The sequence below is a fragment of the Stenotrophomonas sp. YAU14A_MKIMI4_1 genome, assembly GCF_003086855.1.
In the GTDB taxonomy this organism is placed as follows: Bacteria; Pseudomonadota; Gammaproteobacteria; order Xanthomonadales; family Xanthomonadaceae; genus Stenotrophomonas.
The window spans coordinates 3,491,807-3,515,305 of sequence record NZ_CP025998.1 but is presented as its reverse complement, the minus strand read 5'-3'; the positions used below and the strand labels follow the sequence as shown (position 1 = coordinate 3,515,305).

At 67.6% G+C, this 23,499-nt stretch carries 20 protein-coding genes; 14 read left to right on the top strand and 6 right to left on the bottom strand.

Annotated features, from left to right (window positions below; translation table 11 throughout):
* Positions 1 to 33 precede the first annotated feature (33 nt).
* On the bottom strand, positions 34 to 591 hold the full coding sequence (locus C1931_RS15995) for a flavin reductase family protein (RefSeq protein ID WP_108757043.1): 558 nt from the start codon (positions 589 to 591) through the stop codon (positions 34 to 36).
* A gap of 118 nt (positions 592 to 709) precedes the next feature.
* On the opposite strand from C1931_RS15995, the gene C1931_RS15990 reads away from it, so the two are divergent.
* From C1931_RS15990 to C1931_RS15980, 3 genes are read left to right on the top strand one after another with little or no spacing between them, the layout of a single operon-like run.
* A complete protein-coding gene (locus C1931_RS15990) occupies positions 710 to 1,075 on the top strand; it encodes a BlaI/MecI/CopY family transcriptional regulator (RefSeq protein ID WP_108757042.1) in 366 nt (121 codons plus the stop codon).
* Positions 1,068 to 2,321 carry a TonB family protein gene (locus tag C1931_RS15985; RefSeq protein WP_108757041.1) on the top strand — a complete coding sequence of 418 codons (1,254 nt, stop codon included), beginning with the start codon at positions 1,068 to 1,070 and terminating at the stop codon, positions 2,319 to 2,321. Before C1931_RS15990 ends, C1931_RS15985 begins: the two co-directional genes overlap by 8 nt.
* Positions 2,322 to 2,329: 8 nt before the next feature.
* Positions 2,330 to 2,893 (top strand): hypothetical protein, encoded by a 564-nt coding sequence (locus tag C1931_RS15980; RefSeq protein ID WP_108757040.1) that lies wholly within the window; start codon positions 2,330 to 2,332, stop codon positions 2,891 to 2,893.
* 57 nt (positions 2,894 to 2,950) lie between these two features.
* On the opposite strand, the gene C1931_RS15975 is transcribed toward C1931_RS15980, so the two are convergent.
* Both C1931_RS15975 and C1931_RS15970 read right to left on the bottom strand, forming a co-directional pair.
* Positions 2,951 to 3,751, bottom strand: coding sequence for an MBL fold metallo-hydrolase (locus tag C1931_RS15975; RefSeq protein WP_108757039.1), 801 nt, complete (start codon positions 3,749 to 3,751; stop codon positions 2,951 to 2,953).
* Positions 3,752 to 3,760: 9 nt separating this feature from the next.
* Positions 3,761 to 4,579, bottom strand: a complete 819-nt coding sequence (locus C1931_RS15970) for a S1/P1 nuclease (protein ID WP_108757789.1) — start codon at positions 4,577 to 4,579, stop codon at positions 3,761 to 3,763.
* A gap of 126 nt (positions 4,580 to 4,705) precedes the next feature.
* Between C1931_RS15970 and C1931_RS20345 the strand changes: the two genes are divergently transcribed.
* The gene (locus C1931_RS20345; RefSeq protein WP_159093626.1) at positions 4,706 to 5,833 is read left to right on the top strand and encodes a GGDEF domain-containing protein; all 1,128 of its coding nucleotides are present in this window, start codon (positions 4,706 to 4,708) and stop codon (positions 5,831 to 5,833) included.
* A gap of 288 nt (positions 5,834 to 6,121) precedes the next feature.
* Here C1931_RS20345 and C1931_RS15960 read toward each other — a convergent pair whose 3' ends face one another.
* The gene (locus C1931_RS15960; protein ID WP_108757037.1) at positions 6,122 to 6,751 is read right to left on the bottom strand and encodes an OmpW family outer membrane protein; all 630 of its coding nucleotides are present in this window, start codon (positions 6,749 to 6,751) and stop codon (positions 6,122 to 6,124) included.
* A 193-nt stretch (positions 6,752 to 6,944) separates the two neighbouring features.
* Here C1931_RS15960 and gap point away from each other — a divergent pair, with 193 nt between their 5' ends.
* The 8 genes from gap to C1931_RS15920 all read left to right on the top strand — a co-directional run bounded on the left by gap (position 6,945) and on the right by C1931_RS15920 (position 18,672).
* Positions 6,945 to 7,949 carry a type I glyceraldehyde-3-phosphate dehydrogenase gene (gap, locus tag C1931_RS15955; RefSeq protein ID WP_019660012.1) on the top strand — a complete coding sequence of 335 codons (1,005 nt, stop codon included), beginning with the start codon at positions 6,945 to 6,947 and terminating at the stop codon, positions 7,947 to 7,949.
* Positions 7,950 to 8,077: 128 nt separating this feature from the next.
* Positions 8,078 to 10,732, top strand: coding sequence for a DUF2339 domain-containing protein (locus tag C1931_RS15950; protein WP_108757036.1), 2,655 nt, complete (start codon positions 8,078 to 8,080; stop codon positions 10,730 to 10,732).
* Complete coding sequence (locus C1931_RS15945; RefSeq protein ID WP_108757035.1) at positions 10,729 to 12,105, top strand: DUF3999 domain-containing protein; 1,377 nt, start codon at positions 10,729 to 10,731, stop codon at positions 12,103 to 12,105. Before C1931_RS15950 ends, C1931_RS15945 begins: the two co-directional genes overlap by 4 nt.
* Positions 12,106 to 12,739: 634 nt before the next feature.
* Complete coding sequence (locus C1931_RS15940) at positions 12,740 to 13,915, top strand: phosphoglycerate kinase (protein WP_108757034.1); 1,176 nt, start codon at positions 12,740 to 12,742, stop codon at positions 13,913 to 13,915.
* A complete protein-coding gene (locus tag C1931_RS15935; protein WP_108753996.1) occupies positions 13,915 to 14,583 on the top strand; it encodes an HAD hydrolase-like protein in 669 nt (222 codons plus the stop codon). The genes C1931_RS15940 and C1931_RS15935 overlap by 1 nt, the downstream gene beginning before the upstream one ends.
* Positions 14,584 to 14,846: 263 nt before the next feature.
* Complete coding sequence (gene pyk / locus C1931_RS15930; RefSeq protein ID WP_108753995.1) at positions 14,847 to 16,313, top strand: pyruvate kinase; 1,467 nt, start codon at positions 14,847 to 14,849, stop codon at positions 16,311 to 16,313.
* 188 nt (positions 16,314 to 16,501) lie between these two features.
* A complete protein-coding gene (locus C1931_RS15925; RefSeq protein WP_108753994.1) occupies positions 16,502 to 17,506 on the top strand; it encodes a class I fructose-bisphosphate aldolase in 1,005 nt (334 codons plus the stop codon).
* A gap of 125 nt (positions 17,507 to 17,631) precedes the next feature.
* Positions 17,632 to 18,672, top strand: a complete 1,041-nt coding sequence (locus tag C1931_RS15920) for an ABC transporter substrate-binding protein (protein WP_108757033.1) — start codon at positions 17,632 to 17,634, stop codon at positions 18,670 to 18,672.
* Between the two features lie 6 nt (positions 18,673 to 18,678).
* Here the strand turns inward: C1931_RS15920 and C1931_RS15915 are convergent, their stop codons facing one another.
* Together C1931_RS15915 and cysK are read right to left on the bottom strand one after the other, a co-directional pair.
* On the bottom strand, positions 18,679 to 19,275 hold the full coding sequence (locus tag C1931_RS15915) for an O-acetyl-ADP-ribose deacetylase (RefSeq protein ID WP_108757032.1): 597 nt from the start codon (positions 19,273 to 19,275) through the stop codon (positions 18,679 to 18,681).
* Positions 19,276 to 20,165: 890 nt separating this feature from the next.
* Positions 20,166 to 21,125, bottom strand: coding sequence for a cysteine synthase A (gene cysK, locus C1931_RS15910; protein ID WP_108757031.1), 960 nt, complete (start codon positions 21,123 to 21,125; stop codon positions 20,166 to 20,168).
* 207 nt (positions 21,126 to 21,332) lie between these two features.
* Between cysK and C1931_RS15905 the strand changes: the two genes are divergently transcribed.
* Together C1931_RS15905 and C1931_RS15900 are read left to right on the top strand one after the other, a co-directional pair.
* Positions 21,333 to 22,316 carry a LysR family transcriptional regulator gene (locus tag C1931_RS15905; RefSeq protein WP_108751644.1) on the top strand — a complete coding sequence of 328 codons (984 nt, stop codon included), beginning with the start codon at positions 21,333 to 21,335 and terminating at the stop codon, positions 22,314 to 22,316.
* A gap of 675 nt (positions 22,317 to 22,991) precedes the next feature.
* A complete protein-coding gene (locus tag C1931_RS15900; RefSeq protein ID WP_108757030.1) occupies positions 22,992 to 23,429 on the top strand; it encodes a DUF2946 family protein in 438 nt (145 codons plus the stop codon).
* Positions 23,430 to 23,499: the final 70 nt, after the last annotated feature.

Here is a 23,499-nt window from a genome sequence, read left to right as displayed (position 1 = left end):
CGGCAAGGTCCTGCGTACGGGGGAGTGCGGGCATTACAGCATGTCGGGCTTGAACCGCCGTCGACGCGAGACTTCGGCGCCGGACAGCATGAACTGGCCATCGCCGCGGTAGTGGAACGTGCGCGGCAGTTTCGGCCGCGGCGCCACGTGTGCGCGCACGATTTCCCAGATGAAAAGATTGCTCGACTGCACCTGGCTGTCGTCGTACAGGCGGCACTCGAAGCAGGAATGGCACTGGCCCACCAGCGGCGCGGCCACGTCGCGCGCCGGCAGCGCGTCCAGGCCGAAGTGGGCGAACTTGTCGAGGTCGCGGCCGCTGCAGTTGCCGATGTCCACCACCGTGTCCAGCAGCTCCACGCCGGGCACATTGATCACGCATTCGCCGCTGTCCCGGGCCAGTGCGAAGCTGTGGTTCTCGTTCCACAGATAAGTGGCCACCAGCGACGGCGAGAAGCCCATCACCATGTGCCAGCCCATCGTCATCAGGTTGCGCTGGCCCTGCGCCGCCGTGCTGACCAGCACGATCGGGCCCGGTTCCAGGAACCGGCGTGCGTCCTCGACGGGGTAGTCCTTCTTGCGCAGCGGCTTCATGCAGGCTCCGTGGGCGGTGGCTTCGATGCTGGTCCGGGGCAGATGAACCGCATGTCGAGGGGCTTGACAGCGCGTTCGATTACGCGCGTAATCGAACTGTCGATTACGGATGTAAACAATGAGCGCGATCAGTGAAGCCGAAGCCATCGTGATGGAGGTGCTGTGGCAGCAGTCGCCGCGCAGCGCAGACGACGTGGTCGCCGCGCTGGCCCACCGCAACTGGGCCGAGCCGACCATCAAGACCCTGCTCAACCGCCTGCTGACCAAGGGCGCCATTGCCGCCGAACGCGACGGCCGTCGCTACCTGTACCTGCCGCTGCTGCAACGCCAGGCATGGGTGGACATGCAGAGCCAGGACTTCATCGGCCGCGTGTTCGATGGCCGGGTGGCGCCGCTGGTGGCCCACTTCAGCGAGCGCGGGCAGCTGACGGCACAGGACATTGCCGAACTGAAGAAGCTGATCCAGGAGATGGACGATGAATGAGCTGCTCGATGGACTGTGGCAGGCCAGCCTGGGGCTGGCGTTGGGTGTGCTGCTGCTGGCGGCCGTGCGGCCCGTGCTGGTAACGCTGGGCGGTGCGGAACTGGCCTATCGCAGCTGGTGGCTGTTGCCGCTGCTGCTGCTGGCCCTGCTGCTGCCCGTGCCGGCATTGCCGGTGCTGCAGCACGTGCCCACGCTGCCATTCAAAGTGGTGCCAGGCACCGTGGAAGGGCCTGCCGCGCAGTTGCCGCTGTGGCCGTGGTTGCTGGCCGTGGCCTGGGCGCTGGGGGCCGGCCTGCAGCTGCTGCGCGCGCTGCGTGCGCAACGCCGTTTCGAGCAGACGCTGGGCCCCCTGCAGGCGCGTGCCGATGGCAGCTGGCAGGCCAGCGCCGACCCTGGCCTGCCCGCGCTGGTGGGGCTGTGGCGGCCGCGCATCGTGGTTGGCCCGCACTTCGACCAGCAGTTCGATGCCCATGAGCAGGCGCTGATCCTGCTGCACGAACGCAGCCATCGCCGCAACGGCGATCACTGGGCCAATGGCGGCCTGCTGCTGGCGCGCACGGTGTTCTGGTTCCACCCGTTGCTGCCCTGGGCCGCGCGCCGTTTCCTGCGCGACCAGGAACTGGCCTGCGATGCACGCACCGTCGCCACCCAGCCCTCGCAGCGCCGTCTCTACGCCAGCACGCTGCTGAAGGCGCAGCTGGTCCACCCGGTTGCGCCGATGGCCTGCCATTGGCGCAGCCAACCCGAGTTGAAGGAGCGTATCGCCATGTTGAAGCAGTCGAAGCGGAAGGCATTGTCGAAGGTGTCGGGCCAGCTGTTGCTGGTGGGTCTGTGCATGGGTGGGGCGGCGTTGGCGTGGGCCAGCCAGGGGGCGGTGACGGGCACGCCGTCGGTCAGCGCCGAACCGTTCCAGCACGCCGCGGCGGATGCTGCCAAGGCCGGCCTGGACAGGCCGATCCAGACCCAGAAGATGTCACCGCCGAGCTATCCGGCCGACGCCATCGAGAAGCGCCAGACCGGTGTGGTGAACCTGATCGTGGCCGTCGATGCCAAGGGCATCGTCACCGACGTGAAGGTGGAAAGTGCGACCAACCCCGGCGTGTTTGAAGCGGCCTCGATCGCAGCGGCGCGCAAATGGACCTACACGCCGGCGATGAAGAATGGCAAGGCGGTGGCGGGCAAGCTGCGCATCCCGATCACCTACGCCATGGACAACACCGAAGCTGCCGGCGGACAGGCGCAGTGAGGGGAGCGATGAAGGGCGCACCGCTCTGCATCGCAGCCGCGCTGCTGGCCGGGTGCGCCAGCCATGAACGCCTGACCACGGTCGATACCCGCAATGAGAGCGTCGGCCACCAGCGCCTGCAGCCCGATGCGGCCGGTGGTGCGGGGCAGGTCCAGCCGTACGCGCTGGCCGCCAGCGAGGGCTACCGGATGCCGCAGTTGTATGCGGCACCGGACCCGGTGGTGGGCGAGCGCGATCCACGCACCGCGTTGCCGCCAACCACGGTCTGCCTGCAGGTGGTGGTGGACGCGCAGGGCGGGGTTGAACGCAGCACGCCGCTGACCGACCGCACGGAATGCAGCGCGGGCGCAGCGACGGAGAATGCCCCGCTGCTGCAGGCCGCGCAGGACGCGGTCGCGCAGTGGAAGTATTCCCCGGCGGCGGTCTGTCGTTTCGCCGCCGGCAAGACGCCCGAAGACCGCAGCGACTGCAAGGGCGCCGACAGCATCGAACCGGTGGCGGTCACCCTGCAGTACGCCTTCACCTTCGAAATCGTGAAGGGCCAGCACGTGGTGCGCACGCAGGGCCGATAGCGCCTGACAGGAACACGGTAGCGCCGGGCCATGCCCGGCCGACCCTGGCCGCTGCTCTCAGGCCCCGCCCTGGATATTGGCCTTCACCGCCGGCTGCATCAGCTTCGGTTCGGCCAGGGTGGCATCGCGTGCCTGCCGCACGCTGACAAACGCGGCTTCATCCACGCCGTCATGCACGTGGATGTTGTGCGCACGCTGCGCGCCGATGGTGGTTTCATTGGCAATCGCACGGCCACCCGGGCCGTAGTCGTGGCAGACGAACACGCGGGTGGCATCGGGCAGCGCCAGCAGGCGCTGGATGGAGCGGTACAGCTGCGCCGCGTCGCCGCCCGGGAAATCACAGCGGGCGGTGCCGCCATCGGGCATGAACAGCGAGTCGCCGGTGAACAGTGCATCGTCGATCAGATAAGCGATGCTGTCGCTGGTGTGGCCCGGCACCGCGATGATGCGGCCCTGCAGCGTACCCAGCGCGAAGGTTTCGCCATCGCTGAACAGATGGTCGAAGTGCGCGTGCTGCGCCGGCATGTCCAGGCCGTAGCGCGGCGCGAAGGTGGCCTGTACGGCGCGGATGCCTTCGCCGATGGCCAGCGTGGCCTGCGGGAACCGCGCCTTCAACTGGCGCCCTGCCGACACGTGGTCGGCGTGGGCGTGGGTTTCCAGCAGCCATCGCAGCTGCATGCCCTGCTGTTCGATGGCCTGCAGCAGCGGGCGCACGGGCGCGTCGCTGCTGGCGTCGGTGTCCGGGTCGTAATCCAGGACCGGATCGATCAACGCCGCCTCGCCACTGGCCGGATCACTGACCAGATAGCTGAAGGTATTGCTGTCGCGGTGGAAGAAGGATTGGACCTGGACCGACATGGAACCTCCTCAGCGTGTGCCCAGCACGCGGTTCAGCAGCTGGGCAAGGTTTTCACCGGCCAGCCGCAGCTGCGCCTCGGCCACCGGGCGGTAGCGCGCGGTGTATTCATCGCCGATCTTGCGCGAAGCCGGGTAAACGCCGGGTTGCACCGAAATGCGGCAGCTGGCTTCGGCCCAGCGCTGCGGATCCTGCTGCGGGTTGGACTGGCGCGCCAGCTTCGGCGCCGGCAGTGCGCGCAGCACCGGCAGGTAGCCGCTGTCATCCAGCTTGCGGGTGTTGAGCATGCCGCTGTCCCACAGCGAATGCAGGTTGGTACCGCGGTTGCCGAACTGCAGCTGGAAATCGTTGCCGCCCTTGTCGTGGCCATAACCGGCGTGCATCGGCTGGTGTACGTCACCCACCAGGTGCACCACGAACTTCAGCGCCTGCAGGCGCTCGCCATCGGTCAGCTGGCGGTCGCCCAGGATCGCGCTCTGCGCCTTCAGGGCTTCCACGATGCAGTTGCCGTTTTTGCAGTGCTTGGGGGCTTCGTAATGGCAGCCGTCTTCGGCGATGTTCACGTAGTGCCAGCCGGCCGAGCGGCGGCCCAGGCCGGGGTCCTTGGCGCGCAGCTGGTCGGCCCAGGGCGCGATGCTGGCCAGGGTGGCGCCGGGTTCGGTGGCCAGCAGGCGGTCCACTTCGGCACGGGCCGTGGGGTTCAGGCGGGTTTCGGCCACCTCGGCCACCAGACGGTGGCCTTGTGCGCCCCAGGCATGGGCGGGCGCGGACAGGGTCAGCAGGGCCGGGGCGAGCGCGGCGGCGAGGAACAGGGAGTGCAGGGCTTTCATCCGCCCATTCTAGCGGCGCCGCCGGACAGGGAATTGACGCAACGCGGCGCGTCGTCGGCGGCCCGCTGCCGACGCCGCGTTGATCCGGTTGCCGATAGGCTGGCGCGGCCACGCATGGGGACGGCGATGACCAGCACCGACAGGCGCGTTACCGCAGTACCGATCGACGAATCCGGGTTTGCCGCCGCGTTTGATGCACAGGTGCTGTGGCGCATGCGCTGGGCCTGCGCCGTGGCCGCCTGTTTCTCGCTGCTGTTCATCGCGCTGGACCAGCAGTGGTTGCCGCCCGACATCGGCGCCGTGGTGCTGCGCTGGCGCTTGGGCGTGCTGCTGCCGGCATTGCTGGTGGGCGTGGTGATGACCTATCTGCCGGCGTGGCGCCGCTACCAGCAGTACATCGGCGGGGCCATGGTGCTGTGCAGCGGGCTGGCCCTGGTGGCCATGGTGTGGACCGCGCACCACGCCGAAACCGGCTATCCCTATGAAGGGGTGAGCCTGTTCCTGCTGTTCAACTACTTCCTGTGCGGGTTGCGCTTCAAGGTCGCCACGTTCAATGGCACGGTCATCAGCGCCGCCTTCGTGCTGGCCGAAGTGAACGTATTGCCGGCCGGGCCGGCCCTGGCCGAGGCGCTGATGTTCGTGCTGGCCACGCACGTGGCGGGCATGGTGGGCTGTTACATCTCCGAACGCCAGGCACGTGCCACCTTCATTGCCGAACAGCGGCTGGACGCACTGGCCAACCACGATGGCCTGACCGGCCTGCTGAACCGCCGGGCCTTCGACCGCCGTGCCCGGCAGATCTTCCAGCACTACCTGCGCACGCCACACCCGCGCGGTGCGCTGCGCATCGCGATGATCGATATCGATTACTTCAAGCGCTACAACGACCACCACGGCCACCCCGCCGGCGACACCGTGCTGCATGCCGTGGCCGCGGCATTGTCTGCACAGCTGCGCGACGTGGATTCGGTGGTGGCGCGCTATGGTGGCGAAGAGTTCGTGGCGCTGGGCCATTGGCAGCCGGGCCAACCGCAGTCGGCACCGTTCGAACAGCTGCGCCAGCAGGTGCAGGCACTGGCGATCGCCCATGCCGATTCCGATGCGGCGCCAGTGGTCAGCGTCAGCATCGGCGTGGCGCGCTGGCATGACGACGGCGGCGACACCCTGGAACAGGCGCTGGCCAGGGCCGACCAGGCGCTCTACCGCGCCAAGGCCGCCGGCCGCAACCGGGTGGAAGTGGCCGCAGACCAATGAAACCCAATGCCCACTCAACTCATGCGCGCGGATTTTGACTTCGCTTGCACGCGCGCGGAAATGGGAAGGGCGGGGCGGGTGGATTGCTCGGGACCGCAGGCGCCATGGATGGCGCCTACGAGCCTACACGGACGTACTTGCGGCGGGTCCTGAGCAATCCACCCGCCCCGCCCAATCAAAAAAGCCCCGGCACACACACCGGGGCAACATGCTGCGAGCGTTTTTGCTTGGTCGGTTGCTGCTCGAGACGGGGGAGCGGGGGCGTAGCCCCCGCACTCAGAACATTCCTCAGAACTTGAAGACGTACGACACGCCGTACACCAGCGGATCGATGTTCACCGTGCCGATCTTCTCGCCGTCCAGCTTCACCTTGCTGTCGATGTCGATCCAGCGCATGTCCACGCGCAGGGCGCCCTTTTCGCCAATGGCGAAGTCCACGCCGGCATGCGCGGCCAGGCCCCAGGAGTCTTCCAGCTTCAGCTTGCTGCCGGCCAGCGCGCCGGTGGTGTCTTCGCTGAAGAAGGTGGTGTAGTTCAGGCCGGCACCCACGAACGGGGATACCTTGCCCTTGCTGTTGAAGTGGTACTGCAGGGTGACCACGGGCGGCAGCTGCTTGCTGCTGCCCACCCGGCCCAGGCCGTTGATGTTGATGTCGTGCTTGAACGGCAGGGCGGCCAGCACTTCGATGCCCAGGTTGTCGGCAATGAAGTATTCGCCGGTAATGGTCGGCTTCACGTCATTGTCCACGTCCACCTTCAGGGTGCCGCCGGCCAGCGAGCCGTTGTTGGACTTCGGTGCGACCTGGTGGACGCCGGCCGAAACCGTCCAGTCGCCCTTGGACTGGGCCATGGCCGGAGCGGCAGCCAGCGACAGGGCGGCGGCCAGGCTGGCCAGGATCAGGGGGGAATGCGTGCGCATGGGGGTGTTCTCGTTGCGGGGTTGATGGGACCAGTGTCGGTCTCACGCCGCGCTAACGCTTTGATCCGGATCAAATCCCCCCGGCGGCCCCTGCCAGCAGGGGGTCTGGCCCACGGTGGTCAGGCCCGGTTTGCTAGACTTGGGGGCCCTATCCATCCCGCCGCACCCGTCGCGGCCGCAGGAGCTTGAGAACATGGCAATCAAGGTTGGTATCAACGGTTTCGGTCGCATCGGTCGCAACGTCCTGCGCTCGGCGGTGCTGAACTTCGGCGACGACATCGAAATCGTGGCCATCAACGATCTGCTGGAGCCGGACTATCTGGCGTACATGCTCAAGTACGACTCCGTGCACGGCCGCTTCAAGGCCGACGTGGCCGTGCAGGGCAACGACCTGCTGGTGAACGGCAAGAAGATCCGCCTGACCCAGGAACGCGATCCGGCCAACCTGAAGTGGGACGAAGTCGGCGCCGACGTGGTGCTGGAAGCCACCGGCCTGTTCCTGACCAAGGAAACCGCGCAGAAGCACATCGATGCGGGCGCGAAGAAGGTGATCATGTCGGCCCCGTCCAAGGACGACACGCCGATGTTCGTGTTCGGCGTGAACGACAAGACCTACGCCGGCCAGGCCATCATTTCCAACGCGTCGTGCACCACCAACTGCCTGGCCCCGCTGGCCAAGGTCATCAACGACAAGTGGGGCATCAAGCGTGGCCTGATGACCACCGTGCACGCGGCAACCGCCACCCAGAAGACCGTTGACGGCCCGTCCAACAAGGACTGGCGCGGCGGCCGTGGCATCCTGGAAAACATCATTCCCTCGTCCACCGGTGCGGCCAAGGCCGTGGGCGTGGTCATTCCGGAACTGAACAAGAAGCTGACCGGCATGAGCTTCCGCGTGCCGACCTCGGACGTGTCGGTGGTCGACCTGACCGTCGAGCTGGAAAAGGAAGCCACCTACGCCGAGATCTGCGCCGAAGTGAAGGCACAGAGCGAAGGCGCGCTGAAGGGCATCCTGGGCTACACCGAAGACAAGGTGGTGGCCACCGATTTCGTTGGTGAAACCCACACCTCGGTGTTCGATGCCGACGCCGGTATCGCCCTGGACGGCACCTTCGTCAAGCTCGTGTCGTGGTACGACAACGAGTGGGGCTATTCCAACAAGTGCCTGGAAATGGCCAAGGTCGTCGCGGCCAAGTAAGGCCTGCGAAGATCGCCGCACGAACCCCGGCCTGGCCGGGGTTCGTCGTTTATGGGGTCCGGGCATGCCGTAGCATGGGCGGGGTCGACCGCTGCCGTTGGGGCGCGGGTGCGGAGGAAAGACACGCAATGGAAGCCTTGATTGTTCTGGCGGTACTGGCCCTGCTGGCCGTTCCGCTGCTGCTGGTGGTGGCCCTGGTGATGATTGCCGGGCTGCGCCGCCGCGTGGCGGCACTGGAACAGGCCGTGGCCGCGGCGCCCGCCGTGTCGCCTGCGGCCCCGCCGGCGGTCGCGCCCGTCGCTGCGCCGCTGCGCGCACCTGCGGCCGATCTGACCGAGCCGGTGCCCGAGGCGGCGGCTGAAGTCGCTGCCACGGCCGCACCCGCGCCGGCGCCCGCGCCGCCGCCGCGCAGGCCCGCACCGCCGCCGCCGCTGCCCCCTGAACCCGTGCTGCCGCCACTGCCGGCCGAGCCTGCGCTGCCGAACGTCATCGAGCGCGCTGCCGCCGCCGTCAAACGCTGGTTCACCGAAGGCAACGTACCGGTCAAGATCGGCATGCTGGTGCTGCTGGCCGGCGTTGCCGCGCTGCTGAAGTACGTCAGCGACCAGGGCTGGCTGGTGGTGCCGATCGAACTGCGCCTGGCCGGCATTACCGTGGCCGCGCTGGGCCTGCTGGGCTTTGGCTGGCAGCAGCGCGAACGGCGGCGCATGTTCGCGCTGGCACTGCAGGGCGGGGCGATCGGCGTACTGCTGCTGACCGTGTTCGCCGCATTCAAGCGCTATGAACTGCTCAACGCAGGGTTTGCCTTCGGCAGCTCCATCGCCCTGGTGGCCGGGCTGTGCGTGCTGGCCGTGCTGCAGAATTCGCGCACGCTGGCGGTACTGGGCATCCTGGCCGGCTTCATGGCGCCGCTGTGGCTGTCCACCGGCAGCGGCAACCACGTGGGCTTGTTCAGCTACTACGCGGTACTCAATGCCGGCATCTTTGCCATTGCCTGGTTCCGTCCCTGGCGCGCACTGAACCTGCTCGGCTTCGCTTTCACCTTCGGCATCGGCACGTTCTGGGGCGTGCTGCAGTACCGGCCGGAGCAGTTCGCCAGTACTGAACCGTTCCTGCTGCTGTTCTTCGCCTTCTACCTGCTGATTCCGCTGCTGTACGCGCGGCGCCAGCCGGCGGCGCGGCGTGACCTGGTCGATGGCAGCCTGGTGTTCGGCACGCCGCTGGTAGCGTTCTCGCTGCAGGCCGGCATGCTGCACACCCAGCCGATGACCCTGGCCCTGTGTGCGCTGGGCCTGGCGGCGATCTATGCGGTGCTGGCCCGCGCGTTGCTGGCGCGGGCGTCGTACACGGTGCTGGCGCAGTCGCACGCGGTGTTGGCGGTGGGCTTTGCCACGCTGGCGGTGCCGCTGGCGCTGTCGGCGCGTGCCACCGGCGCGGTGTTCGCGCTGGAAGGGGCGGGCCTGGCCTGGCTGGGCCTGCGCCAGCAGCGTTGGTTGCCGCAGGTGGCCGGCGCGCTGCTGCAGCTGGGCGCGGCCTTCGCCTTCGTGGTGGGCGCCGATTACTGGCACGGCGATGGCCGCTTCCTGTTGAACCCCACGGCCATTGGCGCGCTGCTGCTGGCGCTGGCCGGGTTTGCCTCGGCATGGAGCTACCAGCAGCGCAGCCGCCATGACATGGCCCTGGTCTATTACCTGTGGGGCCTGCTGTGGTGGTTTGGTGGGTTCGCCCATGACATCGCGCGCTTCCTGCCGCTGCTGTCGCAGGCCGATGCGTTGCTGGTGCTGGTGGCGGTGACCGGCTGGCTGGCCGCCGAACTGCAGCACCGTCGCCCCGCGCGCGCGCTGGGGCTGACCGCGCTGGGCATGCTGGCGTTGGCCTTCCCGGTGGCGCTGTGGCAGAACGAGGCCCATCCGCAGCCGTTTGCCGGTTACGGTGCGCTGGCCTGGGCGGTGTTTGCGGTGCTGGGCGTGCGTACCCTGCTGTGCCTGCGCCGCAGCAACGGCTGGGTGGCCAGCATCGCGCAGTTCCTGTGGCTGCTGCTGTGGCCCTGCCTGTTGTCACTGCTGGCCCTGTGGGGCGGCGATGCCGCCGCGCTGGCGCAGGGCTGGACCACCTTGCTGGTCACCCTGCCGTGGCTGCTGCTGGCGGCGCTGTCGCTGTGGCGCTGGAACGCGGTGAGCTGGCCGCTGGGCGAGCGCTTTGCGGCCGCACGCGCGCCGTTGCAGACCACGCTGTTCGCAGCACTGGCCCTGGCTTGGTTGGCCGCACTGCTGCAACCGGGCGACGCGGCGCCGTTGGCCTGGCTGCCCGTGCTGAACCCGGCCGAGCTGACCCAATGGCTGGCACTGCTGCTGGGGGCTTACTGGCTGTACAGCGCCGAAGGGCCGATGGAACTGCGCAGACTGCGGGTTCCGCTGCTGGCCGTGGTCGGCTTCGTCACGCTTACCAGCACCGTGCTGCACGCCGTGCATCACTGGGGCGGCCTGCCGTGGAACGCCGGCATGGCCCGTTCCAGCCTGGCCCAGACCAGCCTGACCGTGCTGTGGAGCGTGCTGGGCGTGATCGCCTGGGTGTGGGGCTCCAAGCGCGGCCAGCGCGTGCTGTGGATGGTGGGCGCGGTGCTGATGGGCGTGGTGCTGGCCAAGCTGGTGCTGATCGACCGCCAGCACCTGGGCAACCTGCTGGGCATCGCATCGTTCATTGCCTACGGCCTGCTGTGCACGGTCGTGGGCTATCTGGCGCCGGCCCCGCCGGCGGCGCCAACCGTGGAGAAAAACGCATGAAAACCTGGAGCGCGGTGGTCCTGCCGCTGCTGATGGCCGTCACCGGCAGCGTTGCCGCACAGGCAACCGATTACCGCCAGCACTACGCCGAACAATGGCCGTTGAGCCTGTCCAGCGCGCAGTCCGGTGCGTATCGGGTGGTGCTGGAACCGGCCATCTACCGCCGCGCAGGAACGGCCGACCTGGCCGACCTGCAGGTGTTCAACGCGGCCGGGCAGGCCCTGCCGTCGGCGCTGCTGGCGCCAGACCAGCCACTGGCGCAGGCACCGGTGCAGCGCGAACTGCCCTGGTTCACGCTGCCGCCGCTGGCCGATGCACAGCGCAACGATCTGCAGCTGCTGACCGAGCGCGACACCGATGGCCGCGTGCGTCGGGTGGAAGCGCGCGTGGGCGCCGGCGCAGTCGCAAGCGGGCAGGGCGGCTGGCTGGTCGATGCCAGCGTGCTGGGCCAGCAGCCGCTGGCGGCGCTGGTGCTGGACTGGGCCGACAGCGGGCAGCCGCTGCAGGCGCAGGTGCAGGTCGATGCCAGCGACGATCTGCAGCACTGGCGCGCGGTCGCCCGTGACGTGCCGCTGGTGGACCTGCAACGCGCCGGCAAGCGTCTGTTGCAGCGTCGCCTGCAGATCGATGGCACCACCCGCTACCTGCGCATCCTGCCGCAGGGCAGTGCCGCACTGCCGGCGCTGCGCAGCGTCCTAGCCGAACTGCCGCCGGCACCGGCCACCGTGCCCTGGGAATGGGTGCCGCTGCAGCCGCGCACGCAGGGCAAGGGCGAATTCACCTTTGAACTGGATGGACGTTTCCCGGTGTCGCGCGCCGATGTGGCCAGCACCGGCAACAGCCTGGTGCAGTGGACCCTGTACAGCCGCGATGATGCCGATGCCGAGTGGCAGAGGCGCAGCGCGCCGTGGATCGCCTACCAGTTGCAGCAGGGCGCGGCGGGGCAGCGCCAGCAGTCGGCCTCGCAGCCGCTGGCGGGCACCTGGCGCGATCGCTACTGGAAGCTGGTAGCCGACCCCGCGCAGACCGGCGGCACGCCGACGCTGCGCCTGGGTTACCAGCCCGAAGTGATGGTGTTCCTGAGCCAGGGGGCTGCGCCGTATGCGCTGGCGGTGGGCAGCGCCACGGCGCGTCGTGCCGAAGCGCCGATCACCGTGTTGATCGAAGAACTGCGGCAGCGCAACGACCCGGCATGGCAGCCCACGCTGGCGCGTTTCGAAGGCAGCCCGGAAGTGTTGGCCGGTGATGCGGCACTGCAGCCGCAGCGCGACTGGAAGGCATGGTTGTTGTGGGCATTGCTGGGGCTGGGCGTGCTGGTGGTCGGTGGTCTGGCGATCAGCCTGCTGAAGCAGAAGCCCGCGCCTTCGGCGTAGTGTCCTGCGAACGGCGCAGCCCCTCGTGGGTGGTCGGTTGGTCGGGTAAAAGCCGCGCATGGCCGGGCGCGGTGGGGCCGCGGGGGACGCCGTGAATCCGTCCGTGGAGGCTTGGCCGCCGCATCCATGCGGCGGACACCCCCGCGGCCCCACCCCGCCCGGCCTCTGACAGTTTCCGGGGGCGGCCACCCACGGAAAAGAAAAAAGAAGAGCAAAAGCCGGTCGCGCGCTGCGCGCGCTCGCTGCGGGGTCGGATCCGTTTTCCGCAGGAAAACGGATCCGACCCCTTCTTCCCAACCGACATCACAGACCGCTCTTGCTTCGGCCGTTGCCGTCCGCTCCGCCCCTGAACCTGTCGAGGCCGGGGCGGTGTGGGCTGGCAGGGGTGTCCGCGGCATGGATGCCGCGGCCAAGCCTACAAGGACGTACTTGCGGCGTCCCCTGCCAGCCCACACCACCCCGGCCCACCCACAGCACCAGGAAGCGCCATCGTTTCGGCTCTGGCTGTGGCTCTGGCTCTGGCCGTTGCTGTTGCCGTGCGCTTCTGCCTGCCGCAGGCATCGGCCCCCCACCACCCGATACAATGGCCGTCTGCCGTACACCGGCATCCCGTCCCTGAGCCAAAGAGTTGCCCATGTCCATCGTCCGCATGACCGACCTCGACCTCTCCGGCAAGCGCGTGCTGATCCGCCAGGATCTGAACGTGCCGATCGAGAATGGCCGCATCACCTCCGAACAGCGCATCACCGCCTCGCTGCCGACGCTCAAGCGCGCGCTGGAACAGGGCGCCGCCGTGATGGTCACCTCGCACCTGGGCCGTCCGAAGGAAGGCGTGTGGAGCGAAGCCGATTCGCTGGCACCGGTTGCTGCGCGCCTGTCCGAACTGCTGGGCCGTGAAGTGCCGCTGGTGCGCGACTGGGTGGACGGCGTGGACGTGCAGCCGGGCCAGCTGGTGCTGCTGGAAAACTGCCGCATGAACGTCGGCGAGGGCAAGGATGACGAAACCCTGTCCAAGCAGTATGCCGCCCTGTGCGATGTGTTCGTGATGGATGCCTTTGGTACCGCGCACCGCGCGCAGGCCTCCACCCACGGCGTGATCCGCTTCGCCCCGGTGGCCGCCGGCGGTCCGCTGCTGATGGCCGAACTGGACGCACTGGCCAAGGCGCTGGATGCCCCGGCCAAGCCGCTGCTGGCCATCGTGGCTGGCAGCAAGGTCAGCACCAAGCTGGAACTGCTGGCCAACCTGGTCAACAAGGTGGACCAGCTGATCGTGGGCGGCGGCATCGCCAACACCTTCATCGCCGCGGCCGGCCACAAGGTCGGCAAGTCGCTGTACGAACCGGACCTGCTGGATACCGCCAGGAAGATCGTGGCCGACGCGCAGGCCCGTGGCGCAGCCATTCCGCTGCCGGTGGACGTGGTCACCGCCAAGCAGTTCCTGCCCGACGCCGCGGCGGAAGTGAAGGCCGTCGATGCCGTGGCCGAAGACGATCTGATCCTGGACATCGGCCCGCAGACGGCCGCGCAGTACGCGCAGCTGATCGAGCAGGCCGGCACCGTGGTCTGGAACGGCCCGGTGGGTGTGTTCGAATTCGAAGCCTTCAGCAAGGGCACCGAAGCACTGGCCCGCGCCATCGCCCGCTCCAAGGCGTTCTCCATCGCCGGTGGTGGTGACACCCTGGCGGCAGTGGACAAGTTCGATATCGCCGGCGATGTCAGCTACATCTCGACCGGCGGCGGTGCGTTCCTGGAATTCCTGGAAGGCAAGACCCTGCCTGCCGTGGCCGCCCTGGCTGCGCGCGGCAACTGATGTCGGTCCAGCCGCAACAGATCGAGGAAGGGCGTGCCACGCTCTTCTTCGACATGGATGGCACGCTCATCGATTCGGAAGTGGGCATCACCACCTGTATTGCCTATGCGCTGCAGAAGATGGACCAGCCGGTACCGCCGCAGGAAACCCTGCTGGGATGGATTGGCCCATCGCTGCGCACCACCTTCACCCCGCTGTTCGGCGACGCGCAGCGGGTGGAGCAGGCGGTGGCGCTGTACCGCGAGCGCTTCGATGTGCAGGGCTGGCGTGAGCACACGGTCTATCCGGACATCGAAGACACCGTGCGTGCGCTGCATGCGCGGGGCCATCGCCTGGCCGTGGTGACCGCCAAGAACGAGGTACATGCCCGCCGTATCGCCGAACATCTGCCGTTTGGCCACCTGTTCGACGATGTGATCGGCTCTACCCCCGATGGCTCGCGCAGCAGCAAGCCGCAACTGGTGGGCGAGGCGCTGCAGCGGCTGCAGCTGGACCCGGCACAGTGCTGGATGATCGGCGACCGCCGCATGGATATCGAAGGCGCGCGCTTCCATGGCGTGCGCAACGTGGGCGTGCTGTGGGGGTTTGGCGGCGAAGCCGAGCTGACCGAGGCCGGCGCCGGCCATCTGGCCCGCGAACCGGCGCAGCTGCTCACCCTGCTGGCCTGACCCACCCAGGGGTCGGATCCCTCTCCAGCGGAGAGGGCTCTGACCCCGATGACCGCGAGGGGTCTGACCCCTCTCCAAGGGAGAGGGCTCTGACCCCGCTGGCCGGGCGAGTACAAGCGCGGGAACCGATTACATCCGCCCCCCTGTCCGGAGCATGTCCGCTCCATGTCCCGAAGAGTCAGGCGCCACAAGGGTGTAACCGTATACATGGGGCGTGAAGGATGTGCTAATTTCCCCCCTTTCACGGGAGAGGCCCATTCACCATGTTCGAGCGTCAGCGTCGCACCAAGATCCTTGCCACCCTCGGTCCGGCGACCGACCCGCCGGGCGTGCTGGAGGATCTGTTCCGCGCCGGCGTGAACGTGGTGCGCCTCAACTTCAGCCACGGTGACCCGTCCGGCCAGGCCAAGCGCGCCGCCGACGTGCGCGCCGCCGCCGCCCGCGTGGGCGTGGAAGTAGGCATCCTGGCCGACCTGCCGGGCCCGAAGATCCGTATCGAGCGTTTCGCCGAAGGCAAGGTCTTCCTGAAGGCCGGTGACCGTTTCGACCTGATCGCCAATGAAAACGCCGGCCCCGGCGATGCCAGCCAGGTGGGCGTGAGCTACCTGGGCCTGCCGCAGGACGTGGGCCCCGGCGACGTGCTGCTGCTCGATGACGGCCTGATGCAGCTGCAGGTGGTGGAAGTGCAGGGCGAGCGCATCATCAACACCGTGCTCAACGACGGCGCCCTGTCCGACCGCAAGGGTCTGAACAAGCAGGGCGGTGGCCTGTCGCTGGGCGCGCTGACCGAGCGCGACAAGGAACTGATCGGCATCGTTGCCAAGATCGGCGTGGATTTCATCGCGGTCTCGTTCTGCCGCAACGCGCAGGACATGAACGACGCGCGTGACATCGCCCGTTCGCACGGCTGCGATGCTGCCCTGGTGTCGAAGATCGAGCGCACCGAAGCCATCGAGAACCTGGAAGAAATCGTCGAGGCCAGCGATGTGGTGATGGTGGCCCGTGGCGACCTGGGCGTGGAAATCGGCGATGCCGAACTGCCGGGCCTGCAGAAGAAGATCATCAAGGCCTCGCTGGCGCAGAACAAGGTGGTGATCACCGCCACGCAGATGCTGCAGTCGATGGTGGAAAGCCCCATTCCGACCCGCGCCGAAGTGCTGGACGTGGCCAACTCGGTCATCGACGGTACCGATGCGGTAATGCTGTCGGCCGAAACCGCCGCCGGTGCCTACCCGGTGAAGGCCGTGGAGGCCATGGCGCGCATCTGCCTGGGTGCCGAACGCCAGTTCCAGACCGAAACCGACTTCAATGCCTCGCCGCGCAACCTGGAACGTGCCGACCAGGCCATCGCCATGGCCACCATGTTCCTGTCCCAGCACGTGGGCGTGCGCGCCATCGTGGCGATGACCGAATCCGGTGGTACCGCCCGTTACCTGTCGCGTTTCCGCGCCAAGGCGCCGGTGTTCGCGGTCACCCGCCACGACGGCGCCCGCCGCCAGATGGCGCTGATGCGCGATGTCTACCCGATCAACTTCGACAGCCGCGGCCTGACCCCGCGCGAAGCTGCACGTGGCAGCATCCGCCTGCTGGTGGAATCGGAACTGCTGCAGGCCGGTGATCGTGTCGTGTTCACCAGTGGCGAGCACATGGAAACCCTGGGTGCCACCAACACCCTGCGTCTGCTGGAAGTGGGCGAAGACGGCCGCGCCAGCGGTCTGGGCGATCTGTAAGCGCAGCCGCCGGGCCACGCCACACAGGGTCAGATCCCCGCAGGGGCTCTGACCCCGCTCTGCCCCGAGGTCGCAGGACAGAAATTGTCCTGCGCACATCTGGAATCGTTTCCAACCTGTCCTCCACGTCGGGGCAACGGGTGGCGGGGCTATAATTGCGTTTTTCCCGCACCCGCCACAGGAAATACATGAGCATCGAACAGCTGGCCGAAACCGCCCAGGCCATGGTCGCCCCGGGCAAGGGCATCATCGCGATCGACGAATCCACCGCTACCATCGCCAAGCGTTTCGCCGGCGTCGGTATCGAGAACACCGAGGAAAACCGTCGCGCCTACCGCGAGCTGCTGCTGACCACGCCGAAGCTCAACGAGCACATTTCCGGCGCCATCCTGTACGACGAAACCATCCGCCAGGCCACCAAGGACGGCGTGCCGTTCGCCAAGTACATGGCCGACCACGGCATGATTCCGGGCATCAAGGTGGACAAGGGTGCGCACCCGCTGGCCGGCTGCCCGGGCGAGCTGGTCACCGAAGGCCTGGACGGCCTGCGCGAGCGCCTGCAGGAGTACTACAAGCTGGGTGCCCGCTTCGCCAAGTGGCGCGCGGTCATCAACATCGGTGACAACACCCCGTCGGGCACCTGCATCGAATCCAACGCCCACGCGCTGGCCCGTTACGCAGCCCTGTGCCAGGAATGCGGCCTGGTGCCGATGGTCGAGCCGGAAGTGATCATGGACGGCGACCATGACATCGAAACCTGCTACGAAGTGACCGAAGCCACCCTGCGTTCGCTGTTCGATGCGCTGTACCAGCAGAACGTGCTGCTGGAAGGCACCATCCTGAAGGCGTCGATGGTCATCTCGGGCAAGGGCTGCGACGAGCAGGCCGACGTGGAAGAAGTGGCCGAATCGACCGTGATGTGCCTGAAGAGCACCGTGCCGGCCATCCTGCCGGGCGTGGTGTTCCTGTCCGGTGGCCAGAGCGACGAGCAGTCCACCGAGCATCTGAACGCGATGAACCAGCTGGGCAACCTGCCGTGGCCGCTCAGCTTCTCCTACGGCCGTGCCATGCAGCAGGCCGCGCTGAAGCTGTGGGCCAAGGACATGAAGGGCAACTACGCCGCTGCACAGAAGACCGTGTACGAGCGCGCCAAGGACAACGGCCTGGCCGCCCTGGGCAAGTGGAACGGCTGAGCCGTGCCACCGCCTGAGCAGTAATGGACGCCGGCCCTGTGCCGGCGTCTTCATTTGCGGGTATCGTTGCGCTGCAGCGGGTGCCGTGCCGGTACCCCGGTTTCCAGGGAAAGGAGCAGCAGCACATGCGCAAGGCCGCCATCGTGATCGCCATTGCCACCGTCGTGGCCGTGGCCGGTTGCAATCGTCTTCCCGGCAGCAGTGCAGAGGCCGGCAAAGCCCCGCCGCTGGCGCTGGACAAGCCGCTGTCCGGTGAAATCACCGCACGCAGCGCACTCAACTACAACGATGGCAGCCACTACCAGGTCTACGCGCTGGCCCTGCAGGACAAGCAGCGGGTCGGCATCAAGCTGACCGGCACGCTCAACGGCTCCATCAGCGTGTTCGACAACGGCACCCTGGTGGCCAGCAGCCGCAGCGGCTATGAAAGTGGCGACGAAGTCTCGGTGGCGTTCCGCGCCGACGGCAGCGGCACCTACCAGGTGGCGGTGAACGCCGAAGGTCCCGATGCGTTCGGGCCGTTCCGGCTGCGCGCCGAAACCCTGCAGCCCTATGACGGCACGCCGATCGTCGGCGCCGGCCGCATCAACGACCTGCTGCTGGACGAAACACAGGACTACACGCTGAAGGTGGACAGCCCGGGCCTGTACGAGATCCAGCTGCGTTCGGACGCCTTCGATACCCTGTTGTCGCTGAAGGGCAATGGCCAGGAAAGCGAAAACGATGACGGCGGCGAAGGCACCGATTCGCGCATCACCCTGCCGCTGCAGCCCGGCGAGTACACGCTTACCGTGCGCGGGCTGGGCGACGGCGACCAGGGCGCCTTCAGCCTGGAGGCCGCGCGCAGCGCCATGCCGGACAACCTGGTCGATACCGATGGCACTGCGCTGCCCCGCAACGGCAGCGTCTACACGCTGCTGGAAGGCGAAGGCCGCCGCCGTTTCCTGCTGACCCTGGACGAACCGGCCGAGGTGCAGCTCGATGCGCTGTCCAGCCAGGTCGACACCGTGCTGCGCCTGGTCGGTGGCGAGATCGAGCGCAGCGATGACGACGGTGGCAATGGAACCGACGCGCACCTGCAGGAAACCCTGCCGGCCGGCCACTACACGGTGGACGTGAGCAACCTGAGCGAAACCAGCGGCCTGGTGGAAATCAAAGTGCGCTGATCGCGCTCAGTGCGCGGCCGCGAAACCGGCATCACCCACCGGCGGTAGCGGCAGGATACGCTCGGCCTCCACCGCCTGGCCCGCGGCGGCCAGCGCCTGCTGGTAGGCCTTGGCGGTGGCCGTGTTGAAGGCCACCAGCACGATGCGCATCGGCTGCGCGTGGCTGCGCTGCCACGCCAGCGTTTCAGTCACGGCCACCTGCGCGGCCTGGTATAGCGGGTAGCCGTACACGCCGCAGCTGATGGCGGGAAATGCAATGGACTGTACGCCCAGCGCTTCGGCCATCTGCAGCGATTTCCAATAGCAGTTGGCCAGCAGCGCCGGTTCGTCGCGCTGGCCGTCGTGCCAGACCGGGCCCACGGTGTGCAGCACATGCTTGGCCGGTAGTGCATGGCCGGCGGTGGCGCGCACTTCGCCGGTGGGGCAGCGCACGCCGGGTCGCAGCTGCGGCAGCTGCTCGCATTCCTGCAGCAGGCCAGGGCCTGCCGCGCGGTGGATCGCACCATCCACGCCACCGCCGCCCAGCAACGATTCATTGGCCGCGTTGACGATCGCATCCACCGCCAGGGTCGTGATGTCGCCCTGCCACACTTCGATCTTCATGCGTCCGTCTCCTGCCTGTCGGTTGTTCCGCGCATCCTCCGCGCTGGCTGTACCCACGGTAGGGCACAGGGCATGGATGCTGCGTCATGACCGTCTCACAACCTGCGATCCGGTCTTCACGCACGATGGCGGCAATTACCTTCACGCAGGCTGAAGCAGAAAGGGGTCAGATCCTTTTCCGCATGGAAAAGGCGCTGCCCCCCATCATTGCGCCACGTCGGTGGGGTCAGAGCCCTTTCCCTGCGGGAAAGGGATCCGACCCCGTGCGTGGTTACTGAAGCAGAAAGGGGTCAGATCCTTTTCCGCATGGAAAAGGCTCGGACCCCCGTCATTGCGCCACGCCGGTGGGGTCAGAGCCCTTTCCCTGCGGGAAAGGGATCCGACCCCGTGCGTGGTTACTGAAGCAGAAAGGGGTCAGATCCTTTTCCGCATGGAAAAGGCTCTGACCCCTGTCATTGCGCCACACCGGTGGGGTCAGAGCCCTTTCCCTGCGGGAAAGGGATCCGACCCCGTGCGTGGTTACGGCAGTAGAAAGGGGTCGGATCCTTTTCCGCATGGAAAAGGCTCTGACCCCCGTCATTGCGCCACGTCGGTGGGGTCAGAGCCCTTTCCCTGCGGGAAAGGGATCCGACCCCGTGTGTGGTTACGGCAGTAGAAAGGGGTCAGATCCTTTTCCGCATGGAAAAGGCTCGGCCCCCCGTCATTGCGCCACGCCGGTGGGGTCAGAGCCCTTTCCCTGCGGGAAAGGGATCCGACCCCGTGTGTGGTTACGGCAGTAGAAAGGGGTCAGATCCTTTTCCGCATGGAAAAGGCTCTGACCCCCGTCATTGCGCCACGTCGGTGGGGTCAGAGCCCTTTCCCTGCGGGAAAGAGATCCGACCCCGCACCGCTTACGGCAGGCCGGCCAGCCAGTCGTCGTCGGAGCCTTCGTTCACATCGGCAAACAGCGGCGTGGAGAAGTAGCGTTCACCGGTATCGGGCAGCATCGCCAGGATGACCGAGCCCGCCTCGGCACGGCTGGCCACATCCAGCGCGCTGGCCACGGTGGCGCCGGCCGAGATGCCCACGAACAGACCTTCCTCGGCGGCCAGGCGGCGCGCGGTGGCAATGGCGCGTTCGTCTTCCACGGTCAGCAGTTCATCCACCACGTCGCGGTTCAACACATCGGGCACGAAATCCGGGGTCCAGCCCTGGATCTTGTGCGGCTTCCAGTCATCGCCCTTCAGCAACGCGGCGCCGGCCGGTTCGGTGGCCACGATGCGCGTCTGCGGGCGTGCCACCTTCAGCACTTCGCCCACACCGGTGAGCGTGCCGCCGGTGCCCCAGCCGCTCACGAAGTAATCCAGGCGCTTGCCAGCGAAGTCGCGCAGGATCTCGGCCGCAGTGGTGTTGCGGTGGTAGGCCGGGTTGGCCGGGTTGGCGAACTGGCTGGCCAGGAACCAGCCATGCTGTTCGGCCAGCTCGCGCGCCTTGCGCACCATGCCGCTGCCGCGTTCGGCGGCCGGGGTCAGGATCACCTTGGCACCGTAGGCACGCATCAGCTTGCGGCGCTCGATGGAGAAGGTTTCCACCATGGTGGCCACGAACTTGTAGCCGCGGGCGGCGGCGACCATGGCCAGGGCCACGCCGGTATTGCCCGATGTGGCCTCCACGATGGTGTCGCCGGGCTTGAGCAGGCCGCGCGCTTCGGCGTCCAGGATGATGGCCAGGGCCAGGCGGTCCTTCACCGAACCGCCCGGATTGAATGATTCGACCTTGGCGTACAGGGTCACGCCCTGCGGCGCCAGGCGCTGCAGCTTGACGATGGGGGTATTGCCGATGGTGTCCAGGATGGAGTCGTACAGGGCCATGGAAGCGCTCCAGAAGCAGGCCGCGCCGGGCTGCGGCGGGCGGAAGAGGGGAGGGCTGGCCGTCCAGGCCAGCGGCTGCCGGCTGACCGTAGCGCCGGCATATGACACCCGGAAATGACCAGATACCTTTCTTAAACAACCTTTGGTTATAAGCTGGTGACGGGAATTGACCCTAGAGTGGACCTCCGCCCCCGCCGCCTGCCCGCCATGACGCTCACCCAGCTGCGCTACCTGGTCGCCATCGCCGATGCCGAGCTGAACATCACGCTCGCCGCCTCGCGCGTGCACGCCACCCAGCCCGGTCTGTCCAAGCAGCTCAAGCAGCTGGAGGACGAGCTGGGTTTCCTGTTGTTCGTGCGCAAGGGGCGTAGCCTGGAATCGGTCACCCCGGCCGGAACCGAGGTCATCACCCGCGCCCGCGCGGTGCTGGCCGAGGCCAACAACATCCGCACCTATGCCGCCAACCAGCGCCGCGAAAGCCAGGGCCAGCTGATCCTGACCACCACCCACACCCAGGCGCGCTTCGTGCTGCCGCCGGCGGTGGCGGCGATCAAACAGGCGTACCCGCAGGTAAGCGTGCATCTGCAGCAGGCCGGCGAGGCGGACGCGCTGGACCGGCTCAACCAGGGCGATGCCGATATCGCCATCATCAGTACCGCCGGCAGCGAACCAACCGACGGCATTGCCGTGCCGTTGTTCCGCTGGCGCCGGCTGGTGGTGGTGCCCAAGGGCCACCCGCTGGATCGCGCCGGCCGCGCGCCGGACCTGGCCGCGTTGGCGCGCCAGCCGTTGATCAGCTACGAATCGTCCACGCGCCCGAATTCGTCGCTGCAGCGTGCGTTCGCCGCGCAGGGGCTGGTGCCCGATCTGGCACTGACGGCGCTGGATGCGGACCTGATCAAGACCTATGTGCGCACCGGTCTGGGCGTGGGCTTGCTGGCGGAGATGGCGGTCAGTGCCTACGACGAAGATCTGAAGTCGTGGCCGGCGCCGGAGCCGATCACCGAATGCATTGCGTGGGCGGTGCTGCCGCGCGATCGCGTGCTGCGCGATTACGCGTTGGAACTGGTACACGTGCTGGCCCCGCAGATCGATCCGCGCGACCTGCGCCGGGTGCTGGACGGCAACCAGGCCGCCGCGTGGCCGCAGCCGCCCACCTGGGAATCGCTGACCCAGACCATCACGGTCTAAGGGGAGGGGCGTTGCAGGGCTGCGCCCTGCACCCGCTCAACGTCAACGTCAACTTCAACGTCAAAAGCGGCATTCCGTGGGATGGCGGGGCGGTGTGGGTGGTCAGGACACGCCGCAAGTACGTCCCTGTAGGCTCGTAGGCGCCATCCATGGCGCCTGCGGTCCCGCCCACCCACACCGCCCCACCTCTGACAGTCCCCCACGATCTGCCGGAACCGCATCTTGCTCTGGTAGGTGTCGACCTTGGTCGACACATCTGTCAGATATCGAATGGATTCATCCGTGTCGACCAAGGTCGACACCTACCGGGGCAGAGCGCCGTGCCGTTCCGCCAGATCGCGGCCAACTGTCGAAGGCGGGGTGGGTCCGGTTGCGGGGGTATCCGCGCCATGGATGGCGCGGCTAAGCCCCCATGGGTGAGGGCGCTTTGCTTGCGAAGCACTGCTTCGCAAGCGCCCGAACGCACAGCCGCCAGCGGCTGGGCCGGACTGGGGGTTTACGGCGTCCCCCGCAACCGGACCCACCCCGCCATCCCACGGAATGCACGCTTTTGACGTTGACGTTGACGTTGACGTTGCATTGAGCGGGTGCAGGGCGCAGCCCTGCCGAAAAACCCCCAACACCTGCGACGGTTCGTCGCACGGCCAACCCTGGACCGGGCTCTACACTAGCGCGGTGAACCGCTTGTCGCGCCCGCAACGCCTCCTGCTGCAGCTTGCCTTCGTGGCAACGCTGCTGATGGTGCTTGCGCCGCTGGTCAGCCGCGCGCTGCAGGCGCCTGAGCATCATGCGCCTGCGCATGCGCAGATGGATCAGATGTCGCCGGCCATGCATGCCCATATGCATCACGGCAGCCTGGCTGAAGAACACGGCGCGCTGCATGCGCAACCGGATTCAACCCCGCCTGCCGATCCGCATGCCATGCACGGCGAGGCCTGCGAGTACTGCGTGCTGGCCATGCGCCTGCTGCCGTGGCTGGCCGTGGCGCTGCTGCTGGTGCCACTGCTGTGGCGGCCGCGCGTGCTGTTCGCGCCGCTGCTGCCCCTGCTGCCCCCCCAACACTGGCCCGCGCATGCCGCGCGTGGCCCACCGCTGCGTTCCATCGTCCGCTGAGTTCCCATTCAATCCGCCGCACGACGCCTGACCGGGCGCCGTGCGCGCGTGCGTACCCTGGAGTTGTCTG